13 protein-coding genes are annotated in these 19,716 nt (G+C 64.8%); all 13 read right to left on the bottom strand.

Annotated features, from left to right (window positions below; genetic code table 11):
- Positions 1–252 precede the first annotated feature (252 nt).
- Positions 253–705 carry a universal stress protein gene (locus LFT44_RS08775; RefSeq protein ID WP_236802291.1) on the bottom strand — a complete coding sequence of 151 codons (453 nt, stop codon included), beginning with the start codon at positions 703–705 and terminating at the stop codon, positions 253–255.
- A gap of 161 nt (positions 706–866) precedes the next feature.
- The gene (locus tag LFT44_RS08770; protein ID WP_236802290.1) at positions 867–2,069 is read right to left on the bottom strand and encodes an alpha/beta hydrolase; all 1,203 of its coding nucleotides are present in this window, start codon (positions 2,067–2,069) and stop codon (positions 867–869) included.
- A 235-nt stretch (positions 2,070–2,304) separates the two neighbouring features.
- The gene (locus LFT44_RS08765; RefSeq protein WP_236802288.1) at positions 2,305–4,449 is read right to left on the bottom strand and encodes an NUDIX domain-containing protein; all 2,145 of its coding nucleotides are present in this window, start codon (positions 4,447–4,449) and stop codon (positions 2,305–2,307) included.
- A 136-nt stretch (positions 4,450–4,585) separates the two neighbouring features.
- Complete coding sequence (locus tag LFT44_RS08760; protein ID WP_236802286.1) at positions 4,586–6,250, bottom strand: ABC1 kinase family protein; 1,665 nt, start codon at positions 6,248–6,250, stop codon at positions 4,586–4,588.
- Positions 6,251–6,340: 90 nt separating this feature from the next.
- The gene (locus LFT44_RS08755; RefSeq protein ID WP_236802284.1) at positions 6,341–7,267 is read right to left on the bottom strand and encodes a DMT family transporter; all 927 of its coding nucleotides are present in this window, start codon (positions 7,265–7,267) and stop codon (positions 6,341–6,343) included.
- Between the two features lie 277 nt (positions 7,268–7,544).
- Positions 7,545–8,654, bottom strand: a complete 1,110-nt coding sequence (locus LFT44_RS08750; RefSeq protein ID WP_236802282.1) for a cytochrome b N-terminal domain-containing protein — start codon at positions 8,652–8,654, stop codon at positions 7,545–7,547.
- A gap of 7 nt (positions 8,655–8,661) precedes the next feature.
- Positions 8,662–9,306: a hypothetical protein gene (locus LFT44_RS08745; protein WP_236802280.1), complete on the bottom strand. Its 645-nt coding sequence runs from the start codon at positions 9,304–9,306 to the stop codon at positions 8,662–8,664.
- A 70-nt stretch (positions 9,307–9,376) separates the two neighbouring features.
- Positions 9,377–10,060, bottom strand: a complete 684-nt coding sequence (locus LFT44_RS08740) for a methyltransferase family protein (protein WP_236802278.1) — start codon at positions 10,058–10,060, stop codon at positions 9,377–9,379.
- Positions 10,050–10,271, bottom strand: a complete 222-nt coding sequence (locus tag LFT44_RS08735; protein ID WP_236802276.1) for a DUF2933 domain-containing protein — start codon at positions 10,269–10,271, stop codon at positions 10,050–10,052. The genes LFT44_RS08740 and LFT44_RS08735 overlap by 11 nt, the downstream gene beginning before the upstream one ends.
- A 50-nt stretch (positions 10,272–10,321) precedes the next feature.
- A complete protein-coding gene (locus LFT44_RS08730) occupies positions 10,322–11,386 on the bottom strand; it encodes a type II glyceraldehyde-3-phosphate dehydrogenase (protein ID WP_236802274.1) in 1,065 nt (354 codons plus the stop codon).
- Positions 11,379–14,639, bottom strand: coding sequence for a beta-phosphoglucomutase family hydrolase (locus tag LFT44_RS08725; RefSeq protein ID WP_236802272.1), 3,261 nt, complete (start codon positions 14,637–14,639; stop codon positions 11,379–11,381). The genes LFT44_RS08730 and LFT44_RS08725 overlap by 8 nt, the downstream gene beginning before the upstream one ends.
- A gap of 1 nt (position 14,640) precedes the next feature.
- On the bottom strand, positions 14,641–17,070 hold the full coding sequence (locus tag LFT44_RS08720; protein WP_236802269.1) for a phosphoketolase family protein: 2,430 nt from the start codon (positions 17,068–17,070) through the stop codon (positions 14,641–14,643).
- Between the two features lie 51 nt (positions 17,071–17,121).
- On the bottom strand, positions 17,122–19,596 hold the full coding sequence (locus LFT44_RS08715; protein WP_236802268.1) for a heavy metal translocating P-type ATPase: 2,475 nt from the start codon (positions 19,594–19,596) through the stop codon (positions 17,122–17,124).
- Positions 19,597–19,716: the final 120 nt, after the last annotated feature.

The following is a 19,716-nucleotide window of genomic DNA, read 5'->3' as shown; positions in this document are numbered from 1 at the left end:
TCAGCAAGCCCGGAAATCTCCCCGTAGCCCTTCTGCTCCGGATGCGCTCTTTGCGCACGTCGGTTTCGAAGCCCCTGCCCAGATCCGAATGTCAGGGAGCGGCTTTTGCTCTTCCTCGAACAGGACTCTCACCAGCACTTTGCCGTCATCAACGCTCCGCACGTCGTGTCTGCCACCCTCTGACTCTCCTGGTCCCGCTCCGCCCTGGCAGGAAGCCAAACATGTACAGTCACCAGCACACCGAACGCGGTGCTACCCCTCTTGGTGGTCTCTGGGGCTGGTCCTTGCAACGAGCACGGCACAGGCGGCGTGGTGGACTAGCTGCGTGGACACGGATCCGAGCAGCAGTTCACTGAATCCCCCTTGGCCGCGGGAACCGACCACCAGAAGGTCCGCGTCCTTGGACGCATGCAACAGTACGGTGACTGTGGGCCCTTGGATGACTTCGCTTATAACCAGCACACTCCCGGTGTCCAGACCCTTCAACGCCGCGGCCTGCATTTTCCGGGCAGTCGGCTCGGAGATGTCCGGATCCCAGACCATCGCGTCCATCCCAGCCATCAAGGGCGGACGTTCCCAGGCGGTTACGACCAACATCCGTCCCTGACGGAGACTGGCTTCCGTGATGGCCCATTCGAGAGCCATCCGTGATTCGGCCGAGCCGTCCACGCCGACCACGACTCTGAATCCTCCGTCGTTGCTCATGAGCTCCGCCATCCGCTGAGGTCCTGCCTGGGTGGTTGGCACCAATCACGAGTGCCGGGGTTTGTGGGTGTCCGATTGAAGATGATCATTTGGGTCATATTGCGCTGGGGCGTGTCTGACAACCGCAACGGCGAACGTCGATAGTCGCTCCTCGCCGGCAGTCATTTTCGCGCTCCGGATGTCAGCCGTTCGTCCCTGTCGTCCAAACCCGCCATCCAGCGCAGGAATACGTCAAGCGCCAGCCCGACATTGCCGACCTGAACATGGTTTTGGGCCTGCTCTGCGCGGGTGAAGAGCCGCCCGGTGACGGAGCGGGCCTGCGACAGCAGCCCCAGCTGGGCGATGAACTGATTGCCTGGGACGTAGTGGTCCTCTTCAGCAGCCATGAGAAGCACGTCCTGGGTGACTTGATCCGAGATGCTCAGTGTCTCGAGTCGGGTCGCGGAGCGGAGGAAGTCATAGGACGAGCCCGTGCCGGTCACATGGATTCCTTGCTGTACTCCCCATTGAGTGACGAGACTTCTCTTCATCTGAGTGTCGATCAGAGTGTTCACTGCGGACCGCGCGTGCATAGCCATTAAGGCGCGCAGGGCCGCCCGCTTCGCCGGCCGCAACTGGCGGAGGCACACTGCCGTGAAGTCGGTGAGTATGTCATCACAGACGACCCGCAAGACCCGGGGGTCACGGGCTGCACCTCGGATGGCCAGGCATCCTCCCAGAGAGATGCCGAAGAGCGTGACGTCGCGTACGGCGAAGTGATTAATCACGGCTGCGACCGGCCGGTGCCATTCCTCTGTCATTGGAATCCCGGACTCCTCAAGGGCGAAACCCTGGCCTGGTCCGTCGAACGAAATGACGTCATAGCCGTTTGCGACAAGATGCAGTTGCCAGGCGAACATCTCCTCGACATAGCTGTCGAATCCCCCGAACATCAAGACGGTGGCGCGCGGATTTTGCGCGGACAGCCGGTACCCGGCAAGGTCGCCATCACGGTACGGAATCAGGTGGTAGCTCGATTCAGTCACGTGAAATGAGTCGCGCATCCGCTCGATGAATGTGCGGCGTGCAGGTGCCTTGCGCGCATCATGGGGACCCATGAAGAACTCGGCCGAACGCAGATACAGGGCACTGTGGAGCACTCGGTGGGCAGAATAGGCTGCATCCGAAAGACCGAGGAACGTTCGGGTGTAATCCGTGTAGTTGTGGATGCGCAGCGCCGCCGCTGCCATCTCGCGCGCCATCTCATCAGAACCGTCCGAAAACCGATTCATCTGGTAGTTGAGTGTCGGGTCAGGGTGCAGGTCGTGGTAGCCGACAGCAAAGGCATGGTCACTTTGCCGGAACTGAAGCTGAGGTTCGCCCATTTCACTTTCCCTCGATTGGGGTATGGCACCTGGCTGGAGAGTACGCCCCGTTTGCACGCTGAGGCAACGACAGAACATTTTCACCGGTTATGGCATATTCGCGATCTGCTCTACCGATCCAAGCGCCGTCCTTCCGCCGCCATACCTTGGAAGGGCCTCTTATTAGAGGTCCAACCCGGCCCTCCTCGGGCAGCCGCACATCCCTTGGTGCAGGCAACAGGATCCGCGGTTATCACTATCTGCCTCTTCTGTTCTGCCCCGTCTCGGCGGATCCGGTGTACTCAGGATGTTCCCACAGCATCCCTCGGAGCACGTCAAGTATCGCAGCGCTGGCAGACCCAAGCTCAGCAGGCTGTTGGCCTGCTGAGCTTGGGTCTCCTTCGTCTGTGGGATCAGGTCTGCGTTCTGTGGATCGCGTGAACAACTGAACCGTGGTGATTCGGCTGACCTCGGCGATGTTGGGGGTTCCTGTGAAGACGGGTCCCGCAGACCATGCGACTACGGGTGTCAGCAGGAACCCGCTTTCGGGAAGGGCGATTGCGGGCAGCGTGCCCAGAATGTGCACGCTGCCCGGGTCCAATGCGGTTTCCTCACGGGCCTCGCGCAGCGCCGTAGCAGCTGGCCCGTGGTCGCTGGCTTCAGCGCCACCGCCGGGGAAAGCCAACTGCCGGGGGTAGTTGGTTAAATCCGGTGCACGTTCAGTAAGGAGCGCTGACGGGCCGTGGGGGCTGTCCGTGAGCAGCACAAGCACCGCTGCCGCCCTCAGGGTCACCTGTGTCGGCTGCCGGTCCGATCCGGGCGGCACCGGCCCGGTCAGCCGGGCCAGTGTGTCGGCCCATGGCGGCCGCACAGATGCTCCGAGACTCGGCCTGCTTGCGTCCGCGTCGGAGTCCAGCCATTGAAGCTGTCCGGTGTGTACACGCAGCAGCCCCACCCCTGGATCCGGGTTGGCCGACTGCACCAGCCGGGTCAACTGTCCAAAACCTGGATGACCGAATAACGCACGCGCGGGACGGCGGACCGTCGGATCTGTCGGCGCTGAGAAATCAGCGGGGTTATTTGCGACCGCCAGGAAGGCCTGGCTGGATCCCACGAGGTTCGCCGCCGGGCCGCCGAAGGCAACGAGGGTCTCACTCATTGCTGGTACCAGCAGGAGGTTGCACCCTGCCTCGGCCAGAGCGTGCACTGCGTGTGGGTTTAGCAGGTCCCGGCAGATCGCCAGCACCAGATGCCACCCGTCGTCACTGACATGGATTCGCAGCTCGGGCCAGCCCTGGGGACGAATGTCTTCGTTGACCGGCCGGTCGGCCGGGGAATGCTTGTCCTGGGTCAACGGAGATGCGACACCGCGCAAATACGCCACGGCGGTGTTACGGCGCCGCGGCGACCCGTCATGCTCGTCCTCGTGATGGTAGCTTCCGGCGACGAGCATCGTTGGCCCGCCCGTCCGGCAGGTCCAGCCCTGCAACCGGGCGGCCAGCGCCTCGGTCACGCACAGCTCCGGCAGCACAACAATGCTCGCGCCGTTCGCGACGGCTGTACCGATCAGCCGGTCTATCTCCTGATGCTGTTTGTCTTCGTCCTTCGGGCGGACCGGGAAGGTCCGCCCGAAGGAGTCAGTCGGAAAGTCGAACTCAGCCAGGGTGCGGTTGGGATGGCAGGTCGCCACCACGGTGTCACGATTTATGATCCCGGTGAGCTCCCGGGCAAGGCTGTAGTCGAAGATGACCTGGAACTGAGTGACCCATTCCCCGGCAAGCCGGACGTGGCGCGTCTCATCGAGGCGGTTGGCCAAACGCCACGGCGGGGAGGTCGCCGGCATTGCGGTCACCTGCCGGAGGTCCGGACCGTCCAGCGGGATAGGATCGCCCACGCCCGGCTGGTACGGGCTGCGGCGTCGGAAGGACTCGCGGAAGCTCTGGCAGTACCGTTCGTCCAGCAGTTCGGCCAGCAGCCGCGCGACAACGACGGCGGGAAGGCCATCGTCTGCGGTCAATGCCGCCGCCAGTGCAGCGGCAACCAGAGCGCCCAGCCCGGGCTCCGTCGGTGCGGCCGGCAGCAAGGCCCTGACGCCGGCTGTGAGCTCCTCCGCCTTAGCGCGGCAGCCGGCATCCTGCATCCGCTCCTGCAGTACTGGATGCTCGTCCCGGCACAGCTGCAGCAGATGGGTGAGGGTGACAAGTGGTTCCCTCTCGGCGGCGATGGCCGCCTGGATCGACGCGACCCGCTGCGGCAGCGGTGACGGCCGGGCAACGCAGGGGGAACATTCCGTCATGGATGCTTGCGGGGCCCCGCTGACGTCGTCCCTCCCGGGATCGCCGTGCCCAATTGCGGGGCCGCAACCGTCCTTCGCTTCTGCACCGCAGTCGGGATCCTTCACAATGCATCCTTCGCTGTCGCAGGACCTTGGCGTTGAGCCCACCGGGGCCGGAGAGCCGGTGGAAACGTCCGGACCACCGCCTCCGGGGACGCTCTCCCGCAGCCGGAGCCGATGCAGCAAACGGCAGGTGGTCGACTCATCGGTGTGGTCCCCCGGTACGCCGCGACGTCCAGACAAGGTAAGCGCCTAACGCACCCCCCGCGCCCAGGCCGGCGCGCATGAGTGGTCTCTCCCAGTTGCCCCAACGTTCCTTGTCTCCCGCCGTCAAAGCCCCGACGCCTCCGATCAGCGCCGCAGCAATCATGCCGGCCACGAGACGGTTGCCGATGCGTTCCGCCCGCCCGACCAGGGGTTCGAGCTCGGCGGCCCGTAAATGGACTTCCAGGCCGGTGTCGATGGTATCCACGACCCGACGGAGCAAGTCCGGCAGGTCGGCGGCCAGTTCCGTTACGTCGGCACCGGCTGCGGCCATTCGCCTGGCGATTGCCTGCGGGGCAAAGCGGCTATACATCAGCTTCCTTGCATGGGGGGCCAGGACCACACTCAGGTTAAAGCCCGGATCCAGTTCAACTCCGATGCCTTCTGCCATGATCAACATCTTCAGGAGCTTCGCCAGTTCCTGCGGCATCTGCAGGTGGTAAGTGCGCATCAACGTGACCGCTTGGCTGATTAGCGGCCCGATTTCGATCTGACTGAGTTGGCGGCCTTCGTAGAGGGCAATAAGCCGGGTGACGTCCACACGCAGCCTGTTCCGGTCCACGGTCTGCCGGGTCACGGAAAGGTCCACCAAAGCGGACCCGAGACGGTCCGGGTCGTTGCGGATCAACGCACTCAGGAGGACCGTGAGCTGGCCACGCATCCTGTCGTTCACCTCGCCGACCATGCCGAAATCGATAAGGCCTATGCGGCCGTCGGACTCGATGAACAGGTTGCCCGGATGCGGATCGGCATGGAAGAACCCGTCTTCGAAGACCATTTTGACTGCTGTTCCGGCAGACCGGACAGCCAGTGCTACGCGGTCGATCCCTGCGCGGTCCAGGGCCGTGAGGTCATTGACTTTCATCCCCACGATCCGTTCCAGCGTCAGCACGCGGGACGTCGTCGTCTCCCAGAAGACCCGCGGGATGTGAACACCGGGATCGGCAGCAAAGTTCTGGGCGAATCGCTCCGCGTTCCGCCCCTCCTGCAGATAGTCCAGTTCCGCCCGCATGGTCTGTGCAAAATCCGCGGCTATGCCGGGGAGGTTGTAGTCGGCCGCCGCCTCCCACCGGTGGCTGATCTGGACCGCGAGGTTCTGCAGAATATCCAGGTCCGCCTCGATCGTCGGAATGACATCGGGCCGCCGGACTTTGACAACGACGGGTGTTCCGTCGTGCAGAGTCGCTAAATGGGCCTGGCCGATCGAGGCGCTCGCCAGAGGTTCGAGGGTGAAATCCGCAAACACCTCGTCCGGCCCTGACCCGAGCTCCTCGCGGATAAGCTGCAGAATCCTTGCGCCCTGCACGGGCGGGGCACCGTCCTGCAGTTTAGCCAACTCCGTCTGGTACCGGGGTGGCAAGAGGTCAGCCCGCGTCGAGAGGAGCTGGCCGAGCTTGATGAACGTCGGTCCCAGCTCTTCAAGGGCCAACCGCAGATGTTCCGGATTCGTGTACGGCTCAGTCCTTCGTTCGTGGCCCATGAGCCCCTGATGGAACGGGACCCACCGCTCAAGGCCAGTGATCCCCAAGAGGAAACCCAGCCCGTGCCGGGCCAGAACCTCGCTGATTTGCTGATACCGGTGCACACGTAAGTTCGTTGTCATTGTCGGTTCTGATTTCTGCGTGATACGGGAGGCTTCGAAGTGGAACAGCGTGCCGCGTGTTCCTGCATGGCTTGCCAGCGTGCCCGCGGTCTACTGTCCACGGGTGTTTTCAGGCCCTTGCACCGTGGGCGGTCTTCTCGGGAGCACAAGGACGAGCATGGACACCAGAACCAGGACCATGCCGGCCAAGCTCCAGCTGCTCTGGCGTTCGCCCAGGACAACCGTGGACAACAGGATGCCGAACACCGGGACCAGGAAGGTCCATGCCGTGACCGCGTCCAGGCGGGCGTGCCGGACTTCTGTGAACCACCCGAGAAAGGCCGCAGCGGTGCCCACGAGGGAAACATAAAGGAGAATGCCGATGAAGCGCACACCCCAGTTGATGGCCGGAACCCCCTCGGTAAGTCCAGCGATGACGGCAAGAATTGCGCCACCGATCAGGAAATGCCATGCAATTACCTGCAGGACATCGGCCTTTATCTGCCTCGAAATCAACGTTCCGGCAGTCACCGCGAGAGCCGCGGTGAGTGACAGCCACGCACCGGTGCCGGTCCCGCCGGGCAGCGCGACTGCCAATAGCCCTGCGAAGCCTGTCCCCATCGCTGCCAGCGTTCGCGCGGACACGCGCTCCTTGTATATCCACCAGGCCGGAAGCACTATGAGCAAGGGCTGTGCATTGGCCAGGACGGAGGCGGCTCCAGTCGATAGACCGGCCAGACCGCCGAACATGGCACCGAATGCCAGTGTGACATTGACGATTCCCATCACTGCTATCAGAGCCCAGGTCCGCCCCCCGCGCGGCATCGATTCGCGACGGAATCCCGCAACTGTGAGAAGCGCCCCGCCCGCTATGAGGGCGCGCAACGCGGCGAACCACAGCAGCGGGGCGTCCTTCAGACCGATGCTGATCGCCAGAAAGCACGAGCCCCAGGCAAAGGTGATCCACAGCATCCGCATCGGCTTGGGCCGACGGAGGCCTCCGATTTGTCCGGCACTGACTACTGTCCGGCCTTTCATAACTTGTCCTGAACGGCACCGGCAGAAGGCCTTCCCGGCAGCTGGTCCGGTGCCCTGCGCGCCCGGTCCTGGAAGGTGAGAATACGCACAGCGAGGCTCAGCGAAACGGCCAGGACCGTTCCGCTGGCGGCGGTCCATAAGCCAGTGACAGGTGCCGGGGCCGCGGCGAGGGCGCCCGTCAGTGAACCTGCCGACATCACCGCAGCCGCGAGGAGGACCCAAAACGCCCGTCGTTGCCGTTGGTCCCGAGGAGTAGGTCTTGGTGAGATGCGCATCCTTAGCTCCCCAGGTGTTCTTTGACCGGAATGACAAAAATCAGAAGTGTCAGGGTCAGGATGCCCAGCACCAGCGCAAGGCCGACGGTGATCGGGACGGGGCGCCGACGCCACAGCCGGTTCCGGCTCCGGTCCGCAAAGGGAACCGCGGCCAGGATGATGAAAAAAGTGACCTCAGCAAAAAGGATGGCGGGCAGACCAAACCAGTCTTCCAACGTGTAGAGCCACCAAAAATTCCAGGGGGGCCGGGTCACTTCGATGCCGGCGACCGGCGTCGCACCGACCGGGGGTGGAAGGAACACCGCCAGGATCCCCAGCACGCCCGCCAGCACGAGACCGAAGGCGCCGATGCGGCGCAGGTGATGGGTGAAGGGTTCGGTCGGTTCCGCAGCCGAAGCCTGTTCCCCTGAGCTGTCGGCCGGCAGCGAGGGGTGGGGGGAGATCTTGTGGCGTTTGACCAGGAGCCCGTGCAGAGTCACGAGGACCAGAATGGTTCCTGGAAGAATCACCACATGCGCGCCGTAGATCCGCACGAGGATCGACACTTGATTGGCGAACTCGGCGGAAAACCAGAACCCGGCCCCGCCGAGCAGATCCCCGATCTCCACATTGTGGCCCAGCGCCTCAAAGCCCTCCTGATCCCACTTCAGGACTGTTCCGGTGAACAGCGCGAGGGTGATCAGAGCGAACAGTGCCACGCCGATGAGCCAGTTTCCTTCGCGAGGGCGTTTGAATGAGCCAGTAACGAAAACCCTGATCAGGTGCAGGGCCGCGGTGACATACATGGCCTGGGAGGCCCAAAAGTGCACGCCTCGCAGAACATTTCCGCCCCAGACGTCCGTGACGATGCCGCGGACCGACTGGTTAGCCGTTTCCGGGGTGGGGCTGTAGAACTGGACCAGCAGGATGCCGCTCACCACCAGGATTCCGAAGGCTGCCGCCGTAACACCCCCCAGGCTCCAGGCCAGGGAGTTTGCGTGTTCCGGGACGGGGTACCCCAGGGCGCCGATGCCCAGCCGCTCATCGAGCACATCCAGCAGGCGCCGGGCACGACCCGGTCCCGCCTCCTCTGCCGGGGGCTGCCCGCTGAGCATCGTCGGTTCATCGTTCATGTCAGATTCACCGCTCCTTCCGGCGTGACCGCTCATGCTTCGGCGGTAAGCTCTGGCGTCTGTGCTTCCAGACCAGCAGCAACCGCAGCTCCCGCACGTTCTCCTGCGGACGGAACACAAATGCCAGGACCAACCCTGTCAGAACCGCCAGCATGGACACTGTCAGAAACCCCCAATCTGATCCTGTCAGCGGCCCGCGGGGCGGGAGCGGGTCAAGGACCACTGTTGTCCCGGTCTGATCGCCGGTCGCGGGCTTCAACGTGCTCAGGGCCACCGTAATGGACTCCTGCAGCAAGGCACGTCCCTGCGCCGTACTTCCGGCCTGGAGGGCATCCTTGGCCTGTTGGAGTTCAGACACGGATAACCCCTCCTGATCCGGCGCGGCGAGGGCCGCATCGATTTTCTCAAGGACCGGCCCAACCTCCGCCGGATCGTGGACCAGGTGCCCCAGCGCCTGCTGAACCAGCAGGTACCCCTCCGACGAAGCATCCGCCATATCTGCGGAAGCCGGCGCGGCCGCTGCGGCTCCTCCGACGAGGACGAGACAGGCCAGCAGGAAAGCCGCGCATGTTCTTCCGGCACTCAGCGGCCCCGACCCGGAATACCTGGCATCGTGCTTGCCGAAGATTACCGGTCCCGGTTTCGGTCGCATAGATGGCTCCTAACATGGTGGCTCCTGCATGGTATGCCTGGTCCGGAGGGGCTCGGCAGGCTGAGGCATGCTACTGAGGTTGGCCAGAGCCGGGGCCTGAAACGTGCGGTGCGCTTTTGTCTTTGCCGAACCGCGGGATGAATCCCGGAACGTCGCGGGCGTAGGCGAGGTAGGCGTCCCCGAACTCGGCGGTCATATCTTTTTCTTCCCGCCGGGCCAGCCGGTGGTAAACCACCGCCAGGATCGGGAACATGATCAGCGTCAGAAGGGTGGGCCATTGCAGCAGGAATCCGACCATGATGGTCAGGAATCCCAGGTACTGGGGGTGGCGCAGCCGGGCGTAGATGCCGGTGACTGCCAGCCGGTGCTCCCGCTGAGCCGCGTAAAGTACCTGCCAGGCACGGTACAGCAGGATGAAACCGGCAGCTATGACCACGTTGCTCAGCAGATGCAGGGGGTTAAGGTGGGGGTCCCACTGCCAGCCCATCAGGTCCTGCCACAGATGCCCGGAATTGTGTGTCAGAAGACCCAGATTCGGGAACTGGCTGCCCAGCCAGCCGGAAAGGAAGTAAATGGTCAGCGGGAACCCGTACATCTCCGTGAACAACGCGACGACGAATGCGGCGAACCCTCCAAAAGCCCGCCAGTCCAGCTTCGTTTTCGGTTTGACAAAACTGAACGCAAAAATGATGAATATGGCGGAGTTCAGAATCACCAGGAACCACAGGTTGTACCCTGAGTCATCACTTGTCATGATTTCCACCCCCGCCGTGGCCACCGTGGCCGCCGTGACCGAACAGGTGCATCGCCATCATCCCGACCACAAAAACGTAGGGCAGTGCGTCAAGTACGTGCAGCCAGTGGTTGGTCAGCAGATAAAACACGGCAATGATGATCAGGACGGTCAGCGCGCCGCGCAGATACAGGGCCCTGCGGTCCGGAGCGGGCTGCACAGGAGGCTGCACAGGAGGCTGCATCCCGGGCCGGCTGCCTCCAGGATGCTGGTGGTCATGGTTCACAGCCCACCTCCGGGCAGGACGGGCAGGCGGTCCGCGAGGAAGTCCTGCCTCATGCCAAGGGTCGAGTCGGTGATCGCCATCGATGTCGATGCGTCCGGGGCGGACTCTGTCAGGGCACGGATGGCGTCGATGGTTTCGGGCACGACGATGGCCTCGTTGTAGACCTGGTACGTCAGGAAGGCCTCATCTCCCTGGACAGTGACCAGTTCCTCCCAGACTGCGACTTCCCACATGTCCCCGCGCGGCCGGCCCAGATCCTTCATCAGTTCGATGGTCGAGTTCAGGGCGACGAGCCCGTCAGCCATCCGGATGAACGCTATACGCGGTGCGGCCCGCAGTGCCGCGAGGACCTCCTCCCTCGTCGACGGCCGGGTCAGCTGGAGGGTCCAGTAGTGGTTATGGGACTGGGTATGGGCACCCTTGGCGGCGATGGTTACGACGTCCAGATCGGGCAGAACGGTCCGGGCATCCGGGCCCTGGTGGGACGGAATTTTCGGTTCCGGGACCATCGTGTTCATGATCCCTCCCAGATGTGATTCCCAGGGGTCGGTGGCACGGCGGATGAGGACGCCGCGGGCCTTGGCCAGCAGGCCCGCTTCCTGCAGGGCACCGAGCACGCGCACGATGCTGGTCGTGTTGCATGAGACGACACGGGTTATGTCCCGGCCGAGTGCGCTGTCATAGTTGGCCTGCGCCACGAATGAATGCCCTGTGGTGTCATGGGATTCACCGCCCTGCAGGACGACTTTCACACCGGCGGCACGGTAACGGGGCAGATTGCCGGCCGCCACATGCTTGGGCGTCGCATCGACGACGACGTCCGCCTGCGCCAGCAGGTCGTCCAGGTCTCCGGCGACCGCCAGGCCTGCCTGGCCCATGGCGTCCCGCGCGTCATCAGTGGAAGCGAACATCGGAAAACGTCCCGCAACGGACCGGATCCGCCAGTCGGTGATGATATCGGCGACGCCGGTCAGTTCCATGTCCGGCTGCAACAGGACCGCGTCCGCCACCCGCTTGCCGATGACTCCGTATCCATTGACGGCCACTCTGGTCTTACTCATTGGTATACCTCCCACTTGCAGTTGCGTTGTTTCGTCGATGGCGGTTCTCAGCCCCGACGGTTTTTGCGGTCTTCGGTACCAGCGGGAAGTCCATTCCATCCCCACCAGCGAGCTGCACATAGAGTCCTTCGACACCTATCCGCACAGCGGGTGCACTGCAGGGCTGCAGCCGGATCCGGAGGTTTTCAACGCTCAGGGACAGGTCGATGCGGTGGCCCCGGTACCGGATCTGAAAGCGGGCCTTTCCCAGCCGGGCCGGGAGCCGGGGAGAAAAGGTCAGCGCGTCGGCTTCTGTCCGGAGGCCGGCGAAAGCACGGACGACGATATCGGCCGTCCCGGACATGGCGCCCAGATGGATACCTTCCCGGGTGGTGCCGCCCTGGGTGTCGTCCAGGTCCGCGACCAGGGCCTCACGGAAGACCTGCCAGGCCCGGGATTCATCTGTCCGGGCGAGCACCGAGGCGTGCACCACCCGGCTGAGCGTCGAACCGTTCGCGGTCCGGGCCAGGTAGTACTCCACGGTGCGCTCCAGATCGGGCTCCGCGAACGGATAGCCGAGCCGGTGCAGCTGCCTGATTACCCCTGCGGGCCCCAGCAGGTAGATCAGCATCAGGACGTCAGCCTGTTTGGCGAGTTTGTACCGGTTGGTGGCATCGTTTTCGGCTTCGAGGATCAGATCGAGCCGCCCGATGTTGCCGTACGTGGCACGGTAACGCGGCCAGTCCAGTTCTGCCAGGTCTTCGTAACCGTCGAACTGGCTGAGGACTCCGTCGGCATGGAACGGCACAGCGAGCCGGCGGCTGATCCGGGACCAGTGGCTGATTTCCTCCGCTGTGACCTGCAGTCGGTCGGTGAGGTCATCGCCGGGATGGCCGGCGAGTTCTGCCAGCACCTCGGCGGCGCGTTCGCAGGCCCAGGAGAGCAGCACGTTGGTGTATGCGTTGTCACGAAGGCCCATCCCGGGCGTGCCCGGGTACCCGTCGTGGTATTCGTCGGGTCCCATCACCCCTGAAATGTGGAATCTGTCCTCCACCGGATCATAGGTGGCCAGTGAGGCGAACATCCTGGTCACTTCGATGATCAGTTCCCCGCCCCGGGCCGTCAGCCAGTCCCGGTCCCCGGTGGCCTGGAAATGCTGCCAGGCGTTGTAGGCGACGGCGAGTCCGACGTGCCGCTGGCGGCTGGAGTTGTCCGGCATCCACCGGGCGGACCGGGCGTTATAGAGCTGGCGCGGTGTTTCCTCGCGTCCGTCGCTGCCGCTTTGCCAGGGGAACAGGGCTCCTTTGAGGCCTTGATCCGCCGCGGCTGCCCGGGCCGGATCGAGCCTGCGCCAGCGGTACTCCAGCAGCGCCCTGCTGACGTCCGGGAGCCGGAGCCCGATCACGGGGAAAATGAACAGTTCGTCCCAGAAGACGTGCCCCCGGTACCCCTCGCCATGCAGGCCGCGGGCCGGGACGCCGGCGTCCAGGGTGGCGGTGTGGACGGAGATCGCCTGGAGCAGGTGAAACACGTGCAGGTTGAGCACCAGCTGGGACTGCCGGTCCCCATCGATGCTGATTCCGAAGAGTTCCCACAGGCGCCGCCAGGCCGACTCGTGGTCCTTCAGCAGTGCGGTGAAGCCGGTGTCAACACGGGAAAGCCCGGCCAGGGCCGCGGCCTCAGGCGAGGAGATGGCGCCGTCGCGGGAGGTTGCCAGCGACGCGGTCCTGGTCATGGTGGCCGGCTGTCCGTCGGTCAGTCGGAGCTCGAACTGCCGCTGGTACCGTCCGCCGTCGCTCACGGCGTCCCGGGGCGTTGCCGGCGGGGCGCCGCCGAACACCGTCCGGACGGCCAGGGCGATGCGTATCCTGCTCTGGCTGGTCTGGACGGCGCACAGGACGGTGCCGCTGTCCACTTCTGTGAATTCAGGATCGGTCAGGTGATGCTGCCCGGTGCCGGCATAGTCGCGGACGTTGCTGTTTGCCACCCGGGCGTCGATGCCCTCCCGGATACCCACGGTGCCGCTGAAACCAGAGGCCGTCAGGGTCGTCTCCAGCGCGGCCAAGTGCGGGTTGTGCATGGAGACCAGCCGACGCTGCACGAGAGTGAGCTGTTCCCCCTCAGGGCCGGTCAGGGTTGCGCGGCGTGTCAACAGGCCCCGGCGCAGATCGAGCTCGCTTCGTTCATCGCTGACCGGGATATCCCCAGTTGACCACCACGGCCCGGCGCCGATGCGCACGTCCAGGGGCAGCCAGTTGGGGACGTTGACCAGATGCTCTTCTTCCAGGTCGCGGCCGTGAATGGTGCTTGTGGTCCTGTTGTAGACGCCAGCCAGATAGGTCCCGGGATAATGGACGCCGTCGTCACCGTGTTCCGGCCGGGTGCCGCGCGTAGCCATGTACCCGTTGCCGAGGGCGGTCAGGACCTCCCGGTGGCCTTCGTGTGCAGGATCGAACCCTTCGTAGACCAGCGTCCACGGATCGGCGCGTGAAACCCCCAGGTCCAGCTCAGCGACGTCCCCGAGGACAATGTCGGCGCCGGCCAGTTCCAGCTGTTCCCGATGCCCCGCCCGGTCGATGCCGACAACCAGACCGAAGCCACCGCGGCGTCCTGCCTGCACCCCGGCAGCAGCGTCCTCGACAACCGCGGCATGCCTGGGTGCCACGCCGAGCCGGCGCGCCGCCTCGAGGAACATGGCTGGGTCGGGCTTACCCGGCAGGCTCTGTTCAGCGGCGGTCTGCCCGTCGACGATGACGTCGAATCCGGTGTCCAGGCCGGCAGCCGTCAGCAGGGCGCGTGCGTTGCGACTCGCAGTGACCAGGCCCACGGGGATGCCTGCGGCATGCAGACGGCCCAGCAGGGCGGTGGTCCCGGGGTAGGCCCGGATGCCATTGCGCGTCACGGCCTCGAGGAACAGGGCGTTCTTGCGGGCGCCGAGTCCGTGGACGGACCAGACATCCGGCCCGTCATCCGGCCGCCCGGCGGGAAGCCGGGCGCCGCGGGAGGCCAAGAAGGCGGTGACTCCGTCCTCGCGCTGCCGGCCATCGACGTACCGCCGGTAGTCCGCGTCCACGTCGAACGGATCCCGCCTTGGCCGCCCGGCGAGCCGGGAATCCTGAAGGACCGAGTCGAAGAGCTGCTTCCAGGCTGCCGCGTGTGCGGCGGCGGTCTGGGTGACAACTCCATCCATATCGAACAGCACCGCCTGATAGGGCAGTGCGGCGCCATGGCGGGAATCGCTGGATGGGCGGCTGCCGCCCGCATGGACCTGCATGCTACTCCGGTTCCGCTGCTTCATCGGCCGGGTTGGTGGCGGGGCCCGGTGCGGGCGTCCACTCCCAGTTCCGGATTTCCGGCATGTCTTCGCCATGGGCGCGGATGTACTGCCGGTGCTCGATGAGCTTGTTCTTGAGCCCCTCGCGCACATGCCCCGAAACGTCCTTCAGCCTGGGCACCCGGTCGATGACGTCGATGGCCAGGTTGAACCGGTCTAGCTGGTTGAGCACGCACATATCGAACGGGGTCGTGGTGGTGCCTTCCTCCTTGTAGCCGCGGACATGGATGTTGCCGTGGTTCGTCCGGCGGTACGTGAGCCGGTGGATCAGCCACGGGTAGCCGTGGTAGGCGAAGATCACCGGTTTGTCGGTGGTGAACAGGGCGTCGAAGTCCCGCCCGGACAGGCCGTGGGGGTGTTCCGTGTCGTCCTGCAGGCGCATGAGGTCAACAACGTTGACCACCCGGATCTTCAGATCCGGGAACCGTTCTTTGAGGATGTCGACGGCGGCGAGGGTCTCCATGGTGGGCACGTCACCGGCGCAGCCCATGACCACGTCGGGTTCCCCGTCCGCGTCCGAACTGGCCCAGTCCCAGATGCCGATGCCTTTGGTGCAGTGCACGATCGCCTGCTGCATGTCCAGGTACTGCAGTTGCGGCTGCTTGCCTGCGACGATGACGTTGACGTACTGACGGCTGCGCAGGCAGTGATCGGCCACGGACAGGAGGGTGTTGGCGTCCGGCGGCAGGTACACGCGGATGACGTCGGTCTTCTTGTTGATGACATGGTCGATGAATCCGGGGTCCTGATGGGAGAACCCGTTGTTGTCCTGGCGCCACACGTGGGATGTCAGCAGGTAGTTCAAGGACGCGACGGGGCGGCGCCACGGGATGTCATTTGTCGTGGTCAGCCATTTGGCGTGCTGGTTGAACATCGAGTCGACGATGTGGATGAAGGCCTCGTAGCAGGAAAAGAATCCGTGCCGGCCCGAGAGCAGGTAACCTTCCAGCCAGCCCTGACAGGTGTGTTCGGAGAGGATTTCCATGACCCGCCCGTCGCGGGCGAGGTGGTCGTCCTCCGGAACGGTGCGGGCGTTCCAGGACCGGTCGGTGGCATCGAAGATTGCCCCGAGCCTGTTGGAGTTGTTCTCGTCGGGCGCGAAAACCCGGAAGTTGTCCATGTTCGCGGCCACGATGTCCCGCAGGAATGTTCCCAGGACCCTGGTGGATTCCACAGCCCCGGTGCCGGGGCTGTCCACGGGCACCGCATAATCGGTGAAGTCGGGGATCCGCAGGTCCCGCAGCAACAGCCCGCCGTTGGCGTGCGGATTTGCGCTGAGGCGCCGCTGCCCCGCAGGGTGCAGCGTGGCGATCGCCGGTATGGGGGTTCCGGCCTCGTCGAAAAGTTCCTCCGGGCGGTAGCTGCGCAGCCACTGCTCCAGCACGGCGCGGTGGCTGTCGTTTTCGCGGGCCTGGGTGAAGGGCACCTGGTGCGAACGCCAGCTCCCTTCGACCTTCAGTCCGTCCACTTCGGCCGGTCCCGTCCAGCCCTTGGGAGAGCGCAGGACGATCATGGGCCAGCGGGGCCGTTCGGTGCGGCCCTCCTCCCGGGCGCGGCGCTTAATTTCAAGGATCTCGTCCAGGCAGGCATCCAGGGTCCGGGCGAAGTCCTGGTGCATCTGTTCCGGGTCGGAGCCTTCCACATAATATGGTGTGTGGCCGTATCCGCGCAGCAGTGATTCCAGTTCCTCACGGCTGATTCGGTCCAGGACGGTGGGGTTGGCGATTTTGTAGCCGTTCAGGTGCAGGATCGGCAGGACGGTGCCGTCCCGGCCGGGGTTCACGAACTTGTTGGAGTGCCAGCTCGCGGCCAGCGGGCCCGTCTCTGCTTCCCCGTCACCGATGACAGCCGCCACGATGAGGTCCGGGTTATCGAACGCTGCGCCGTAGGCGTGCGAGAGCGCATATCCGAGCTCCCCGCCCTCGTGGATGGACCCCGGCGTCTCCGGTGCCACGTGGCTGGGGATGCCGCCGGGAAAGGAGAACTGGCGGAACAGCCGCTTCATCCCGGGGAGGTCACGGGAAATATCCGGGTACGTCTCGCTGTAGGTACCTTCAAGCCATGCTGAGGCGACCGGGCCGGGCCCGCCGTGCCCGGGTCCCATGATGTAGATCATGTCCAGATCCCGGTCCATGATGGCCCGGTTCAGGTGGGCGTAAATGAAATTCAGGCCCGGGGTGGTGCCCCAATGGCCCAGCAGCCGTGGCTTGATGTGCTCCGGGCGCAGCGGTTCGCGCAGCAGCGGGTTGTCCATCAGGTAGATCTGTCCCACGGACAGATAGTTCGCCGCCCGCCACCAGGCATGAATGCGGTCCAGCTGGTCCGGGCTGAGAACGGGTACGAGGGTTTGCAGCTGCTGATGGTCTGTCATGGCAGGTCCTGTCTGTCTGTGGGAGTAACGGGTACGGGCGCAGGGCCGGCTTTAGCGGACGCCGCTTGGCTCCGGGGCAGGTTCTGTCTTTATCGTGCTGCCGGTGGCCTCTCCCTGCTCCGGCAGGCGCAGGCGCTTGAGCAGCAAGGCGTTCACGGCGACAATGACGCTGGAGCCGGACATCGAGATCGCAGCGATCTCCGGACTGAGCCTGATGCCCAGTGAGGCGAAGAAGACGCCGGCAGCGATGGGCAGGGCGATGACGTTGTAACCGATGGCCCAGCCCAGGTTCTGCCGCATCTTGCGCAGCGTTCCCTTGCCGATGCGCAGGGCGACGGGAACATCCAGCGGATCAGAGCGCATCAGGACCACGTCGGCGGTTTCGATCGCCACATCCGTTCCCGCCCCGATCGCGATGCCCAGGTCTGCCTGTGCCAGGGCCGGGGCATCGTTGACGCCGTCCCCGACCATGGCTACCCGCTTGCCCGCGGCCTGGAGTTCTGCGATCTTTGCTGTCTTGTCCCCGGGCAGCACTTCGGCGATGACCGTGTCGATGTTCAGTTGCGAGGCGATGCGCTGGGCGGTTGCCTCATTGTCCCCGGTGAGCATGATGACTTCGATGCCGGCTTCGTGCATCGCTGCGACGGCCGCAGCTGCCGTGGTGCGGACTGCGTCGGCAAGGGCGATGACCCCTGCCGCGCGGCCGTCCACCGCGACGAGGACCGCCGTTCGCCCGGTTGACGCCAGTTCCTGGCGTTGGTCGGCCACAGGGCCGATGTCAATGCCCTGGGCGGCCATAAGCTTGCGGTTGCCCACGAACACCTGGCGTCCCCGGACCGTCGCTCCGGCGCCGTGGCCGGGAACATTGCGGAACTCCGTGGCATCCAGTGTGGGCACGCCCCTGCCCTTCGCATAGTTGACGACGGCGCCGGCGAGGGGATGCTCGGATTCCCGTTCCACGGCGGCCACGAGAGCCAGCAGTTCATCCTCGTCAATGCCGACCGCGATGAAGTCGGTGACTTCCGGCTTGCCCTGGGTCAGGGTGCCGGTCTTGTCCATGACAACGGCTTCGATACGGGCAGCCGTTTCCAGGGCCGTGGCATTCTTGAACAGAATGCCCCGCTTGGCCCCCAGACCGGTGCCCACCATGATCGCTGTGGGGGTGGCCAGGCCCAGCGCGTCGGGGCATGTGACGACCACCACGGTAATGGCAAAGAGCAGCGCCGTCTGGAAGCTTGCGCCGGTCAGCAGCCAGACGGCGAAGGTGGCACTTCCGCCGATGAGTGCGACAAAGACGAGCCAGAAGGCTGCCCGGTCGGCGAGCCGCTGCCCCGGAGCCTTGGAGTTCTGGGCTTCCTGGACCAGCGCGACGATCTGCGCCAGGGCGGTGTCCGCGCCGACCCTGGTGGCGCGAACCCTCAGGGTTCCGGTCGTGTTGACGGTGGCGCCGATGATTTTAGAGCCAACGGCCTTGGCAACAGGAAGACTTTCGCCGGTGACCATGGACTCATCAATATCGGATTCGCCGTCTTCAACGGTCCCGTCCGTGGGAATCTTTGACCCCGGGCGGACCAGCAGCAGGTCCCCGGGCACGACATCGGAGGTGGGAACTTCCACCGGTTCCCCGTTCCGGATCACCAGCGCCTTTGCCGGCGCCAGTTCCAGCAGCGTCCGGATGGCGTCGTTGGCCCCGCCCCGCGCCCGCATTTCAAACCAGTGCCCCAGCAGGACGAAGCTGGCCAGAACAGTGGCAGCCTCGTAGAAGACGTCCCCGCCGCCGGTCACGGTGATGACCAGGCTGTAAAGCCAGCCCGCCCCCACGCCGACAGCGACGAGGACCATCATGTCCAGTGTCCGGGCACGCAACGCCCGGTAGGCGCCGTCGAAGAAGATCCAGCCGGCATAGAAGATGACCGGCAAGGACAGAACCAAGGCAAAGACGTCGTCCCGCAACCCGAAGGGGGCCGGGACCGTGAACCCGAAGACGTCCCTGCCGATCGGTGACCAGAGGGTGATCGGCACCGAGAGTGTGGCTGCCACAACGAACCGCTTGCGCATGTCACGCACCATCGAGGCCATCGACATGCCGCCGTGTCCGCCGCCATGACCCACGACCTCCTGCGGATTCCTGGTGACAGGCCCGGCGTGCCCGGCATGGGCCTGGGGTTCCTTAGCGGCTATCGGGCCGTGCCCGGGATGACCGGCGTGGGACATGGCGGTGTGGTCATCGTGAGCATGGCCCTGATCCTTCGACGGGGCCGGGCTGACGCCCGCCATTGGATCGCAGATGTGGTCCGGGACGGAGAGCCCAGCGCAGTGGTAGCCGCATTTCCGCACCCAGCTGGCCAGCTCGGCGATGGAGGTCTTGTCTGGGTCGAACGTGACGTTCGCGGTCTGCGAGACCGGATTCGCTTCGACGCTGAGCACGCCCGGCCGGCGGGAGAGCGTGGCTTCGGCGATGCTCTTGGACGAGGCCCAGTGGACACCTCGCACCTCCATGACCGCGGTTTGTGTCGTAATACTCATGACAGAAATTCCTCTCGGGACTCATTGGTTGAAGATGTGTGTCCGCCCGCCGCTCTCGTGCCTCGCATGCGGAGGGCTGCAGCGATAGCGTCCGTTCTTGGAAATGAGGTTCGCCCCGCT

Origin of the sequence: Arthrobacter sp. FW306-05-C (assembly GCF_021801725.1) — a bacterium.
In the GTDB taxonomy this organism is placed as follows: Bacteria; Actinomycetota; Actinomycetes; order Actinomycetales; family Micrococcaceae; genus Arthrobacter.
Note: the sequence above shows the minus strand (reverse complement) of the source record. Positions and strands in the feature narration are given on the sequence as shown.

Excerpts from the sequence above, each read along its gene's own strand:
- LFT44_RS08730 (WP_236802274.1), bottom strand. The coding sequence starts at position 11,386 with ATGAGTAAGACCAGAGTGGCCGTCAATGGATACGGAGTCATCGGCAAG.
- LFT44_RS08775 (WP_236802291.1), bottom strand. The coding sequence starts at position 705 with ATGAGCAACGACGGAGGATTCAGAGTCGTGGTCGGCGTGGACGGCTCG.
- LFT44_RS08770 (WP_236802290.1), bottom strand. The coding sequence starts at position 2,069 with ATGGGCGAACCTCAGCTTCAGTTCCGGCAAAGTGACCATGCCTTTGCT.
- LFT44_RS08755 (WP_236802284.1), bottom strand. The coding sequence starts at position 7,267 with ATGAAAGGCCGGACAGTAGTCAGTGCCGGACAAATCGGAGGCCTCCGT.
- LFT44_RS08740 (WP_236802278.1), bottom strand. The coding sequence starts at position 10,060 with ATGACAAGTGATGACTCAGGGTACAACCTGTGGTTCCTGGTGATTCTG.
- LFT44_RS08745 (WP_236802280.1), bottom strand. The coding sequence starts at position 9,306 with ATGCGACCGAAACCGGGACCGGTAATCTTCGGCAAGCACGATGCCAGG.
- LFT44_RS08725 (WP_236802272.1), bottom strand. The coding sequence starts at position 14,639 with ATGCAGGTCCATGCGGGCGGCAGCCGCCCATCCAGCGATTCCCGCCAT.
- LFT44_RS08720 (WP_236802269.1), bottom strand. The coding sequence starts at position 17,070 with ATGACAGACCATCAGCAGCTGCAAACCCTCGTACCCGTTCTCAGCCCG.
- LFT44_RS08750 (WP_236802282.1), bottom strand. The coding sequence starts at position 8,654 with ATGAACGATGAACCGACGATGCTCAGCGGGCAGCCCCCGGCAGAGGAG.
- LFT44_RS08715 (WP_236802268.1), bottom strand. The coding sequence starts at position 19,596 with ATGAGTATTACGACACAAACCGCGGTCATGGAGGTGCGAGGTGTCCAC.
- LFT44_RS08760 (WP_236802286.1), bottom strand. The coding sequence starts at position 6,250 with ATGACAACGAACTTACGTGTGCACCGGTATCAGCAAATCAGCGAGGTT.